Source organism: Mycobacterium sp. NTMscope_MAC_269, assembly GCF_976985695.1.
This window is the reverse complement of sequence record NZ_OZ335668.1, coordinates 2,763,019-2,775,407: the sequence shown is the minus strand read 5'-3', so window position 1 is coordinate 2,775,407 and position 12,389 is coordinate 2,763,019. Positions and strand designations below refer to the sequence as shown.

11 protein-coding genes are annotated in these 12,389 nt (G+C 66.2%); 8 read left to right on the top strand and 3 right to left on the bottom strand.

Translation table 11 applies throughout. The features are described from left to right. The first annotated feature begins 43 nt into the window (after positions 1–43). The 5 genes from ACZ50Z_RS12825 to ACZ50Z_RS12805 are packed head-to-tail and all read left to right on the top strand — an operon-like array spanning position 44 to position 4,662. Complete coding sequence (locus ACZ50Z_RS12825) at positions 44–496, top strand: nuclear transport factor 2 family protein (protein ID WP_464483888.1); 453 nt, start codon at positions 44–46, stop codon at positions 494–496. After that, entirely contained in the window at positions 489–2,111 is a 1,623-nt protein-coding gene (locus ACZ50Z_RS12820; protein ID WP_464483887.1) for a flavin-containing monooxygenase, read from the top strand. The genes ACZ50Z_RS12825 and ACZ50Z_RS12820 overlap by 8 nt, the downstream gene beginning before the upstream one ends. A gap of 18 nt (positions 2,112–2,129) precedes the next feature. Further along, positions 2,130–3,248, top strand: a complete 1,119-nt coding sequence (locus ACZ50Z_RS12815) for an alpha/beta fold hydrolase (RefSeq protein ID WP_464483886.1) — start codon at positions 2,130–2,132, stop codon at positions 3,246–3,248. Beyond that, the gene (locus ACZ50Z_RS12810) at positions 3,248–3,628 is read left to right on the top strand and encodes a nuclear transport factor 2 family protein (protein ID WP_464483885.1); all 381 of its coding nucleotides are present in this window, start codon (positions 3,248–3,250) and stop codon (positions 3,626–3,628) included. Before ACZ50Z_RS12815 ends, ACZ50Z_RS12810 begins: the two co-directional genes overlap by 1 nt. Further along, the gene (locus tag ACZ50Z_RS12805) at positions 3,625–4,662 is read left to right on the top strand and encodes a TIGR03857 family LLM class F420-dependent oxidoreductase (RefSeq protein ID WP_464483884.1); all 1,038 of its coding nucleotides are present in this window, start codon (positions 3,625–3,627) and stop codon (positions 4,660–4,662) included. Before ACZ50Z_RS12810 ends, ACZ50Z_RS12805 begins: the two co-directional genes overlap by 4 nt. A 68-nt stretch (positions 4,663–4,730) precedes the next feature. On the opposite strand, the gene ACZ50Z_RS12800 is transcribed toward ACZ50Z_RS12805, so the two are convergent. Continuing rightward, a complete protein-coding gene (locus ACZ50Z_RS12800) occupies positions 4,731–6,236 on the bottom strand; it encodes an acyl-CoA carboxylase subunit beta (RefSeq protein WP_464483883.1) in 1,506 nt (501 codons plus the stop codon). A 216-nt stretch (positions 6,237–6,452) separates the two neighbouring features. Between ACZ50Z_RS12800 and ACZ50Z_RS12795 the strand changes: the two genes are divergently transcribed. Both ACZ50Z_RS12795 and ACZ50Z_RS12790 read left to right on the top strand, forming a co-directional pair. After that, on the top strand, positions 6,453–7,673 hold the full coding sequence (locus ACZ50Z_RS12795; protein ID WP_464486215.1) for a cytochrome P450: 1,221 nt from the start codon (positions 6,453–6,455) through the stop codon (positions 7,671–7,673). Positions 7,674–7,726: 53 nt separating this feature from the next. Then, positions 7,727–8,569 carry an SDR family NAD(P)-dependent oxidoreductase gene (locus tag ACZ50Z_RS12790; protein WP_464483882.1) on the top strand — a complete coding sequence of 281 codons (843 nt, stop codon included), beginning with the start codon at positions 7,727–7,729 and terminating at the stop codon, positions 8,567–8,569. 2 nt (positions 8,570–8,571) lie between these two features. Here ACZ50Z_RS12790 and ACZ50Z_RS12785 read toward each other — a convergent pair whose 3' ends face one another. Together ACZ50Z_RS12785 and ACZ50Z_RS12780 are read right to left on the bottom strand one after the other, a co-directional pair. Beyond that, positions 8,572–9,729 (bottom strand): Zn-dependent alcohol dehydrogenase, encoded by a 1,158-nt coding sequence (locus tag ACZ50Z_RS12785; RefSeq protein ID WP_464483881.1) that lies wholly within the window; start codon positions 9,727–9,729, stop codon positions 8,572–8,574. Continuing rightward, on the bottom strand, positions 9,726–10,958 hold the full coding sequence (locus tag ACZ50Z_RS12780; protein WP_464483880.1) for a cytochrome P450: 1,233 nt from the start codon (positions 10,956–10,958) through the stop codon (positions 9,726–9,728). The genes ACZ50Z_RS12785 and ACZ50Z_RS12780 overlap by 4 nt, the downstream gene beginning before the upstream one ends. A 316-nt stretch (positions 10,959–11,274) precedes the next feature. On the opposite strand from ACZ50Z_RS12780, the gene ACZ50Z_RS12775 reads away from it, so the two are divergent. After that, positions 11,275–12,231: an alpha/beta hydrolase gene (locus ACZ50Z_RS12775; protein WP_464483879.1), complete on the top strand. Its 957-nt coding sequence runs from the start codon at positions 11,275–11,277 to the stop codon at positions 12,229–12,231. The last annotated feature ends 158 nt before the right edge of the window (positions 12,232–12,389 follow it).

Genomic DNA, 12,389 nt, shown 5'->3' with positions numbered 1-12,389 from the left:
GTATAGATTTCAGCAGTCCGGCCCGCGAGCGGCAAGGAGTGACATGACGACAGCGGCTGACGAGCTGGAAGCCATCCGGCAACTGAAGGCGCGCTACTGCCGTTTCCTGGACACCAAAGACCTCGAATCCTGGCGCGCCGTGTTCACCACCGACGTCGTGGTCACCCTGGACATGGCGGTGTCCACCGCGGGTGCCGACCCCCAGACCGCGCCACCGATCGAGGGGCTGGAGAACTTCGCGCCGATGGTGATGGGCGGTCTGCAGGGCGTAGCGACCAAACACCATTGCCACACCCCCGAGATCACGCTCACCTCCGCCACCACTGCGACCGGAATCTGGGCGATGGAGGACTTGCTGATCTTCGGTGATGGCCGCGAGTTGTACGGGGCCGGGCACTACCACGAGACCTACGAGAAACGGGACGGTTGCTGGCAGATCAAGACCTTGCACCTCACCCGAACCATCTTGAGGATGACCGGAGGTGACAATGACTGACGGTCAGTCCCCTTTCGACGTCCTCGTCATCGGCGCCGGATTCTCCGGGCTGTACATGCTGTACCGGCTGCGGCAACTCGGGCTACGCACCCGTGTGGTGGAGATGGCCGAAAACGTGGGCGGCACCTGGCTTTTCAACCGTTATCCCGGAGCCCGCTGCGACATCGAGAGCATCGAATACTCCTACAGCTTCTCCGAGGAGATTCAGCAGGAGTGGGTATGGACCGAGTCGATGCCGGCCCAGCCCGAGATCGAGGCCTACCTGAACTTCGTGGCCGACCGGCTCGACCTTCGCCGCGACATCCAATTCGGCACCAAGGTCGTTGCGATGACGTTCGACGAAGAAGCCGCGACGTGGTCGGTGCGCACCGAAGCCGGCGAGACGTTCCGGGTTCCGTTCGTCGTCGCCGCCTCCGGCATCCTGTCGGTGCCGCTGGAACCCGACATCCCCGGGATGGGCACGTTCGCCGGGCTATCGCTGTTCACCAGCCGCTGGCCCGACGGGGGCGTCGACCTCACCGGCAAGCGGGTCGGCGTCATCGGCACCGGCTCGACCGGCGTGCAGCTCATTCCTGTAGTTGCCCGAGAAGCCCTGCACCTGTCGGTGTTTCAGCGCTCACCCGCGTACACCTTGCCCTGGCGGGTGCATCGGTTCTCCCCGGGCGAGCTCGACGACATGAAGGCCCGCTACGGCGAAATCCGCGCGGCCCAGCGCGCCCACCCGATCGGCGCGGCCCGGCTGAGCGCCTTCTCGGTCCTGCTCGAAATGCTCGGCAGGCCGCCGCTGAAGTCGGCGACGCGCGAAGAACAACTGCGCGCCATCGAGGAGAACGGCGTCATGGGCGCACTGAACTGGGGCGACATCTTCTTCGACATCGACGCCAACCGGATGGCCGCCAAGTTATACGGCGAGGCGGTGGCCCGCATCGTCAAGGACCCCGACACCGCCGCATCCCTGGTGCCCGTGCATCCCTTCGCCTGTAAGCGCCCGATCATCGACCAGGGCTACTACGAAACGTTCAACCGGGACAACGTCACCCTGGTCGACCTGCGGAAGTCGCCGATCCGCGAAATCACGGCCGCGGGCATCCGCACCGAGGACCGATTGCACGAACTCGACGTCCTCGTCTACGCCACCGGGTTCGATGCCATGACCGGCGCGCTCAGCCGGATCGACGTCCGTGGCCGCGGCGGTATGTCGCTCGGCGAATTCTGGTCCACCGAAGGACCGCTGTCGTATCTGGGTCTGGCGGTCGCCGGGTTCCCGAACCTCTTCACGGTTCAGGGCCCGGGCAGTCCGAGCGCCGCGACCAATTTCGTCGCCGCCCTCGAACAGCACGTGGAGTGGATCGGCGATTGCCTGGCGTATCTGCGCGCCAACGACATCCGGACGATCGAGGCGCGCAGCACCGCTCAACAGGAGTGGATCGACCACGCCACGGCGCTCGTCGCGCCGACGGTTCTGGTCCATCCGTCGTGCAACTCCTGGTACAACGGTGGCAACGTGCCGGGTAAGAAACGGATGTATATGGGCTATACCGGCGGGATCCCCGAGTACCGGCGCCGCTGCGACGAAATCGCGGCGGGCGGATACACCGGGTTCAAACTGGCGTAGCTGTTGAAGGTGAGCGACATGGCGAAGGCATTGACCGGGCTGAGCCTGGCTAAAGATGTGGCCCGGGAACTCGGAATGCTGGTGCCGCGTACGGTGGCCGGCCTGCAGGAGTCCACCGGTTGGTCCCCGCTGTCGCCACGCGGTGCGCGCCAGTTCGGTGAAGTCATGCTCGACGAGCTTGTGCTGAGCGGATTTTCGCTGTTGGGCGGCAGCCCCGCGGCGATGCGCCCGCTGGATGCGTGCACCGCGGCCGCCGAGGAGCTCTCTGCGCTCGGCATCGACCGCGCGCATGGTGAGCCGAAACCGTTGCGGGCGACCTCGATACGCCGGCGCCGCATCGGCGGCCTGGCGTACGAGCGGCTGAGCTTCGAACACGATCCGGCCTTGCCGCCGACGCTTCGGGCCGACGGCTTGGGCGGCCCGGCGCGGGCGGTGGTGCATGTGTGCCGACACCGCGATGGGCCCCGGCCGTGGCTGGTATGGGTGCACGGCGCCGGGCAGGGCGGCACCGAGGACCTGCTGATGTCCGGGATCGGCCGGATACACCGCAAGCTCGGGTTCAACATCGCGATGCCGGTGCAGCCCGGGCACGGCTGCCGGCGCGGGCAATGGCCGGCGTACCCGGACATGGATCCGCTCGGCAACGTCGCGGGAATGATGCGCGTCGTCTCGGAGGTGCGCACCGTGGTCCGCTGGGCGCAGGCGCAGGCCACTGCCGTTGTGGTGGCCGGGATTTCGATGGGAAGCCCGGTGGCGGCGCTCGTGTCGCACCTGGAACAGATCGATGCGGTGGCCCTGTACACGCCCATCCTGGGACTCAACGCGATGATCGCGCGGCACCTGCAGCGTTGGGGGCCATCGCGCCAGGGGTTTCGCGAGTTGCTGGAATCTCCCGTGGTCACCCAGTTGACGTCGGTGATCGACCCCTTGGCGGTCACGCCGTCGCCGCCGCCGGAACGCCGGCTCATCGTCGGGGCGTGGCACGACCGGATGGCGATGCGCGAGCCCACGACGTCATTGCAGGAACATTGGGCCGGCCAGCTGTACTGGTACGACGGCAGCCACGTCGGGCACATCTTCTCCCGGCGCGTGCAGCGCATCACCGACCGATTCCTGCGTGACGCGGTGCCCGGCTGATGGCGCCCACGTGGACGGCGCGGACGGTGGTCGAACTCTACAACCTCGTCGTGTGGAACGAACGCAACGTCGAGCTGGCCGAGGAGTTGTTGGGCGACACCGTGATTCGGCACGAGGTCGGCACGTCGCGCACGCTGACCCGCGCCGAAGCGGTCCAGCGGGTGGTGGACATGTGGCAGGCGGCCGAATCGTTGCACTTCGACCTCAATGTCGTCATCGAGGGCGACGACGGCGAACACGTGGCGATCGTCTACAACTCGACGATCAGGACCAAGGACGGCACCGAGACCAATATCGCCAGCATCGAAGTGTTCCGCGTCGTCGACGGCAGGATCACCGAGGTGTGGAACAGCGGCTATCAGCAAGGAGTTTGGAATTGAGTGACCGTACGCTTGATGAATTGGGCTTCTATCTGCTGGCCGGCGCCGGGGGCGAGGGCCCGGCGACGTTGATGGACGAGGCCCGCCGCGGCGAGGAACTCGGCTTCGGCACCGCATTCATCTCCGAGCGGTGGAATGTCAAAGAGGCGTCGTCGCTGGTCGGGGCGGCGTGCGCGGTGACCGCGCGCATGCAGATCGCCACCGCCGCAACCAATCACAACACCCGCCACCCGCTCATCACCGGCTCGTGGGCGACCACCATGCATCGCCTCTCGGGCGGCCGATTCACCCTGGGCGTCGGCCGGGGCATCGCCGCGATCTACGGGGCCTTCGGCATACCGGCGGTGACGACGGCGCAAATGGAGGACTGGGCCCAGGTCATGCGCCGGCTCTGGCACGGCGAGCTGATCTTCAACCACGACGGCCCGATGGGCAAGTACCCCATCCTGTTTCTCGATCCGGACTTCAACGAGGACATTCGGTTAGCCCTGGTGGCGTTCGGCCCCAACACGCTCGCGCTCGGCGGCCGCGCGTTCGACGACGTCATCCTGCATACCTACTTCACTCCGGAAACCTTGCAGCGCAGCGTCGAAACCGTGAAGTCGGCCGCGGAGAAGGCGGGCCGCGACCCCGACAGCGTGCGGGTGTGGTCGTGCTTCGCGACCGTCGGCGACCACCTGCCCGAAGAGTTGCGACTCAAGAAGACCGTCGCGCGGCTGGCCACCTATCTGCAGGGCTACGGCGACCTGCTTGTCCAAACCAATGACTGGGATCCCGCTGTGCTGCAACGGTTCCGCGAAGACCCGGTCGTCACATCGATCGCGGGCGGGATCGACCACAAGGGCACGCCCGAGCAGATCGAGCACATTGCCACGCTGATCCCTGACGAATGGCTCGAGCCCTCCGCGACCGGGTCGGCCGAGCAGTGCGTGGATCGCATCCGCAAGGAGTTCGACTACGGGGCCGACGCGGTCATCATGCACGGCGCGACACCCGACGAGCTCGAGCCGATCGTCGCGGCCTATCGGTCTTGACCGCGAAAGTGCAACTGGCGACGCGTTTCCCGAGAGGCGCAGTCGGTAGATGCACTCTCGCGGCGGTCCTACGGAAGAATCACGGTCCGGGTAACCGGCTCGGCGGCGGCCTGCCTGCTGTTCAGGCCGCGCTTCAGCGCAGCGAGCAGGGCGTCGCGTGTCTCGCGGGGATCGATCAGTTCGTCGAACCCCATGTGCTCGGCCGACCGATACGACGCCTCCAGCTCGGCGTTGCGCAGCTTCGCCGAGAGGTCTTCGCCGGCGTGTGAGGCGCGGCTCAGCGCCGCCGCGCTCATGGCGCCCATCGTCGCGCCGGGGTAGGCGAAGGTCGCGACCTGATGATCAAAACCCAACAGCGACATGACCATCGAGCCAAACCCGTACGCCTTACGCAGCGTGAGGTGCAGCTTCAACGTGGTGGCCGCCGTCTGCGCGGCGAACATCCGCGCGCCGGCGCGCAGCACGCCGGTGCGCTCGGATCGGCTGCCGGGCAGCATGCCGGGATTGTCGGCGAGGAACACGATCGGCAGGTGGAAGGAGTCGGCCACCATGATGAAGTGGGCCGCCTTGTCCGCGGCGTCGGCGTCGATGGATCCCGCGAGCACCTGAGGCTGGTTGGCCACCACCGCGACCGGGTGGCCGCCGAGGTGGGCGAGCGCGCAGACGATCGCCTTGCCGAACTGGGGCTGAACCTCGAACCAGTCGGGGTTGTCGAAGACCACGTCGAGCACGGCGCGCATGTCGTACACCCGGCGGTTGTCGCGGGAGACGATGTCGAGCAGCTCCGGCGTCGGCCGCGGCTCGCCGGCTGCCCCGGCTTCGGAGGCGGATTGCGGCGACGGGTATGACCATGCGCTCGGCGGGAAGTAGGACAGGTAGCGGCGGACGTCGTCGAGCACCGCTTCGTCGTCCTCGGCGACGTTGTGGATGACGCCGCTGGGCAATGCGACGTCCGGGCCGCCCAGGTCCTCCTTCGAAATCTCTTCTCCGGTGGACTCTTTGACGACGGGCGGCCCGGCGGTGAAGATCGCGCCCTGTCGGCTCATGATCCGAAAGTCGCAGACCGGGGCGACCAGGGCGCCGTGTCCGGCCGAGGGGCCCAGGACGGCGGCGACGGTCGGGACGCGCCCCGAGCATTGGGCCTGCGCGAGCAGGTCGGTCGGCGTGCGCCCGTAGTGCCCGCCGGTCGGGCGGAAGCCCGCACCTTCGAGCAGCATGACCAACGGAATCTTGTCGCGCAGCGCCAGTTCGGCGATGCGGTACCGCTTGGAATTGCCGCCGGGTCCGATGCTGCCGGCCAGGGTGGTGAAGTCCTCGGCGCCCAGCATCACCGGTGAGCCGTTGATCGAACCGGAGCCGACGACCAGCCCGTCGGCGGCGGTCTCCCCACCGACCAGCGTGCCGAGCTCGCGGAACGTGCCGGGGTCGAGGAGATACTCGATCCGCGCGCGGGCATCCAGCTTGCCCTTGCCGCGGTGCTTGTCGAGCCGCTCCGGCCCGCCCATTTCGAACGCGTGCTGACGGCGCCGCTCGAGATCGTCGAGCGTTTCTCCCCAGTCCTGGGCTTTCGGCATGCCTATGTCCTACCTCATGGGGGATTGGTCGCGCGACCAGTCCTATGGTGGCGACCCGCCGCACCCGCGCTTCTGATTCCCACTGGCTTGCAGGGTCACATACTGGATTGCTTACTGTAAAGTTACCCGCATGCCTGATGCCCCGCGCCTCAAGGTCCGTCTTTCGCCCGCGGGGACACCCCGAATCGAGGAGTTTCACCAGTGAGCACAACCACGATGGACGGGGCCGCCAACCTGCTGGCGGACCCGTTGGCGTACACCGACGAGCAAGGGCTGCACGCGGCGCTGACCCACCTGCGCGCCAACGCCCCGGTGTCCTGGGTGGAGGTCCCGAACTACCGGCCCTTCTGGGCGATCACCAAGCATGCCGACATCATGGACATCGAGCGCGAAAACATGCTCTTCACCAACTGGCCGCGCCCGGTGCTGACGACCGCGGAAGGCGACGAGATGCAGGCCGCCGCCGGCGTGCGCACCCTGATCCACATGGATGACCCCCAGCACCGGGTCGTGCGCGCGATCGGCTCCGACTGGCTTCGCCCAAAGGCGATGCGGGCCCTCAAGGTTCGCGTCGACGAACTGGCCAAGATCTACGTCGACAAGATGATGGCCGCCGGGCCCGAATGCGACTTCGTCCAGGAAGTCGCCGTCAATTACCCGCTCTACGTGATCATGTCGCTGCTGGGCCTGCCCGAGGCCGACTTTCCCCGCATGCTCAAGCTGACCCAGGAGCTGTTCGGCAGCGACGATTCCGAGTTCAAGCGCGGTAGTTCCAACGAGGATCAGCTGCCGGCGTTGTTCGACATGTTCCAGTACTTCAACGGTGTGACGGCGTCGCGCCGTGAACACCCGACCGAGGACCTCGCCTCGGCGATCGCCAACGCCCGCGTCGACGGCGAACCGCTGTCGGACATCGACACCGTGTCCTACTACCTCATCGTTGCCACCGCGGGCCACGACACCACCAGCGCCACCATCTCCGGGGGCCTGCAGGCGCTCATCGAGAACCCCGACCAGCTGCAACGCCTGCGCGACAACCTCGACCTGATGCCGCTGGCCACCGATGAGATGATCCGCTGGGTCACCCCGGTCAAGGAGTTCATGCGCACCGCCGCCAGCGACACCGTCGTGCGCGGAGTGCCCATCGCCGCAGGCGAATCCGTGCTGCTGTCCTACGTATCGGCCAACCGCGACGAGGAAGTCTTCGACGAGCCCTTCCGCTTCGACGTCGGTCGCGACCCCAACAAGCATCTGGCGTTCGGGTATGGCGTGCACTTCTGCATGGGCGCGGCGCTGGCCCGCATGGAGGTCAGCAGCTTCTTCTCCGAGCTGCTGCCACGCCTGAAATCCATTGAACTGACCGGTGACCCGGAGCTGGTCGCCACGACGTTCGTGGGCGGACTCAAGCATTTGCCGGTCCGTTACTCGCTGACCTGATCGCTTCGGGCCACCGGCGCTGACGATGCGGTGGGGATCGATACACTTCTGCCGTGACGTCAAAGACGATCGTCATCACGGGCGCCAGCGACGGCATCGGCGCGGCGGCGGCCCGCCGGATCAGCCGTGGCGGGGACAATGTCGTTTTGGTGGGCCGGTCGGAAAGCAAGACCGCGGCTATGGCCGGGGAGTTGGGCGCGCGCTACCTCCTGGCCGACTACTCCGACCTGTCCCAAGTTCGGACGCTGGCAGACGAAATCCGGTCCGCCTGCCCGCGCATCGACGTCTTGGGCAACAACGCCGGGGGAGTGTTCTCGAAGCCGCATCGAACGGCCGACGGCCACGAGATCACGCTCCAGGTCAACTACCTCGCGCCGTTCTTGCTCACCACGCTATTGCTGGACGTGCTCCTCGGCTCGCATGCCACGATCGTCAATACGTCCAGCTCGTCGCAGCGCCTGCTGCGCAACGTCAAGCTGGCCGATTTCGACACGACCGACCGGCGCCGGCCCAGCACCGCCTATGCGCTGGCGAAGTTGGCAAACATCTTGTTCACCAGGGAATTACATCGGCGCTACGGCCCCGATGGGCTCTCGGTTGCGGTGGTTCACCCCGGCTTTGTCAACACCAACATCGGTCACTCGTCCGGCTCGCGCTTTCTGACGACCATGCAGCGCACGCCGGTCAGCCGGATCATCGCGACCGCGGACAGGGGCGCCGATCAGCTGGTCTGGCTGGCGACCAGCTCGCCCGGCGTCGACTGGACCGCCGGCGAGTACTACGTGAAAGGCAAAGTCGCGAAAGCCAATCGTGCGGCCGACGACCCCGTTCTCGCGCGTGATTTGTGGGAGCGCACCATGGCCAAGGTCGTTCAGGGCGCCGCGCCCTCGAGCTGAGGTCAGCCGATCCCGAAATCGATGATGCCGCGGACGATCTTGCCGTTGAGCAGATCGTCATAGGCGTCGTTGACCTCGTCGAGGCGATAACGCTTGGTGATCATCTCGTCGAGCTGCAACTGACCGGTCTCGTACAGCTTCGCCAGCCTGGCGATGTCCGCCTTCGGGTTACATGAGCCAAAGATGGTGCCGGCCAACGTCTTATTGGTCAAGATGAAGTCCTGTAAGTCAAGCTTGACCGACCGGGTCAATTGCGACGTCATGCCGGTGAGCACGCAGGTGCCCCCCTTGCGGGTGAGCCGAACCGCATCGCGGACGTCGTCGGCGGTGATCAGCGACGGCGAGACCACGACGGCGTCGGCCATCACTCCGTACGTCAGGCCACGCACCAGGTCCAGCGCCTCGGCGGTGGTCGCCACGCTGTGCGTGGCACCGAATTGCAGCGCCGATTTCTGTTTGAAGTCAACGGGATCGACGGCCACGATCTGTGCGGCGCCGTTGATCCGGGCGCCCTGGATGGCACCCGTGCCGATCCCGCCGACACCGATCACCACGAGGGTGTCGCCGGCACGCATGTTGGCCCGATTGGCGACCGAACCGTACCCGGTCGGGATGGCGCAGGACAGCAGCGCGCTCGACGTCAGCGGCAGGTGCTGCTCGATCTTCACCAGTGAATTCGTCGACACCACCGTGTGTTCGGCGAAAGCGCCGATCTTGGAGATATGACCCAACTTCCGGCCGTCGGCGGTGTGGTGGCGGAACGTGCCGTCGGTCGGCATCCCGGGCACCATGGTGCCGATGCCCTGGTCACAGAGGTACTCGATTCCGCTGGCACACCAACGGCATTGGCCGCACACGGCGACGAAGGACATCACCACGTGGTCACCCGGCGCCAAGTCGGTGACGCCGGGCCCGACCTCGCGCACGATGCCGGCGCCCTCGTGGCCGCCGATCGTCGGGAACATGGTCGGCAGACCGAGGGATCGCATCACCTCATTGGGCGCCGACATGTCTCCTTTGAGGATGTGGTCGTCGGAGTGGCACAAACCGGCGGCGGCCATCTGCACCAGGACCTCACCGGCCTTGGGCGGATCCAGTTCGAATTCCTCGACCGACCACGGCCCGCCCACGTCGTGCAGGATCGCTGCGCGGCTTCTCATGCGGCGGGGGCGAAAGTGACCGGAAGCTTGTTGGGCGACCGGAAGGTGAGCCCGACGATCTTGGATTCCACGCCGGTTCCGTCGTCGGGAACGAACGCCAAATCGTCGACGCGGTCGAACAGGCTGTTCAACATGACTCGCGTTTCCAACCGTGCCAGGTGCATGCCCAGGCACATGTGAATGCCGCCCGCGAACGCGATGTGGGCTTGGCGCGGGCGGCGGATGTCGAACGTGTTGGCGTCGGTCCAGCGGCTCTCGTCGCGATTGGCCGAACCCATACACATGTCGATCTGGGCGTCGGCCGGGATTGTCTTACCGCCGATTTCGACCTCCTCGGTCGTGGTCCGCATGACCGTGGTCAGTGGCGTTTCGAAGCGTAGGCCCTCCTCGATCGCCATCGGTAGTAAGGACCGGTCCCGGCGCACCATCGCGAGTTGTTCGGGGTGGGTCAACAGCAGGTACAGCAGATTGCCCGACGAACGGTACGTGGTTTCCAGCCCGGCGGGAAGGAGTAGTCGCAGAAAGGCGATGATGGCCTCGTCGGTAAGCTTCTCGCCGTCGATCTCCGCGGCGACCAGGTCGCCGATGATGTCATCGGTGAGCTTGCGCCTGCGTTGCTCGACCTGCTTGAGGAAGTAGACGTAGAGCTCGGTGGCGGCGTTCAACCCCGCCTCGATGTCGGTCGGGATCGAGATCAGGTCGAGCGACAGCCGCCTAAACAGGTCGAGGTCTTCGGCGGGCAGACCGAGCAGCGTGGAGATGATCCGCGTCGGGAACTCGAATGTCACCGCCTTCACCAGGTCGGCCTGGCCGTCGTTCTTGATTTCTTCGACGAGCTGATCGCACACCGGCCCGATGACCGACGGCTCCCACCGCGCCAGCGCGGTGGCGCGGAAGGCTTTGGCCACCAGGTTGCGATGATCGTGATGTTCCCTGCCGCCCATCGCCAAAATGGTGTGTCCCATCACCAGTCCGATGGTCTTGTCGTAGGCGGCCGACGTGAAGACCCGGTCGTCGCGGAACGCCTGGGAGACACCGTCGTAGTCGAACAGGACCCATTCGTCGTCGGGCCGCAATTCCTCGGGCAGCTGCCCGGGATCGCCCAGCGAGCCATGCCAGACCGGGTCCGTGTGCCGCATGTACTCGAAGAACGGATAGGGACTGGTTTCGCCGGTGAAGTCGAGCGGGGGGACCACGGGCAGACCGTTCTGGTCAGTGCTGAGCGTCATCAGCGCTTCCTCCTGGAAACAACCGAGTAAGGCCGTTCGCGCGGACCGATTGTCGACCGCCCGCGAGTCCACGGCGGGTTTGTGCCGAGCGGAATTTAGCTATCATAGTATAAATAGCAACGAAGCCCAACGGCCCGCGCGATGGCTGCCACCCGTAAGGGCATTCCGCACCGCATTCGATGCGGTCGCTCTCCTGCGCCGCGTCCGCCGGGATTCGTCGCGCGTCGATACCTACCTCGTCTGCCGCCGGTTAAATGCGCAGGTCTACCTTGAAGGTGGTTTAGCGTGCATGACGAGCCGGAGAAAATGAATAGGTATGACACAAACGAACCTGGCCCGGCCACACGGCCTCACCCGCATCGACCCGGTGCTGCGCGATGCCGCCGTTGAGTTAGGCGCCTTCGAATTCCGCGCCGAGACGCTGGACGCCGAGCGGGAGCACGCCAACCTGCTGGCCGCCCAGCGCGCCGCGGCGGCCGACACCAGCGGCGTCTCCATCGACTCCCGATCCATCGCCGGGCCGGGCGGCCAGCTGGGGCTTCGCTTGTACCGCGGCCGCACCGAATCCGCCACGCCTCTGGTGGTGTACGCCCACGGCGGCGGGTTCGTCACCGGGAACCTGGAGACAGACCATGCGCACTGCGTGGAGTTGGCCCGCGAGGGCGACTGTCTGGTGGTTTCCGTCGACTACCGCCTGGCGCCCGAGAATCCGTGCCCGGCGGCGCTGGACGACGTCGAAGCGGCCTTCCGTTACGCGGTCGACAACAGCGCGGAACTGGACGCCGACGCGAGCCGCATCGCGGTCATGGGCCGCGACGCCGGCGCGGCGCTGGTCGCCGGTCTGACCCAGCGAATGTTCGATCAGGAAGGTCCACCCATCCTGATGCAGATCCTGCACCAGCCGATGCTCGACTCCGACGCGACGCCCTCGCGCCGGGAGTTCCAGCGCACCCCGGGCCTCAACGGTCCGGCCGTGAGCCGGGCGTGGAACCACTACCTCGGCCACGCCAGCGCCAGTGGGCAACACGTCCCCGCGCACCGGGCGAACCTCGAGGGCCTGCCACCCACGTTCGTCAGCTGCTCCGAGATCGATCCGTGCCGAGACGAGGCCATCGACTACGCCAATCGGCTGCTGCATGCCTACGTCCATACCGAATTGCATGTGATCGCAGCGACCTTCAATGGCTTCGACTCGATGGTGCCGGATTGGATTGTTTCCCAGGAGAACCGGGCGCTGCACGCTCAGGCGGTGCGCCGTGTGTTCGCTATGTAGGAACGGTTCGTCAGGCTAACCCGCGGATTCTTCGTCACCGTTGTTACCGACTGAACTCCGGTATCTCTTACCGTATCGCCCGTTGCTAACATCAGAAACGCCAGCCAACCGAGGACCGATCGGGCGGATGATCAAAGAGCCAAACCATTTCCGTTGCA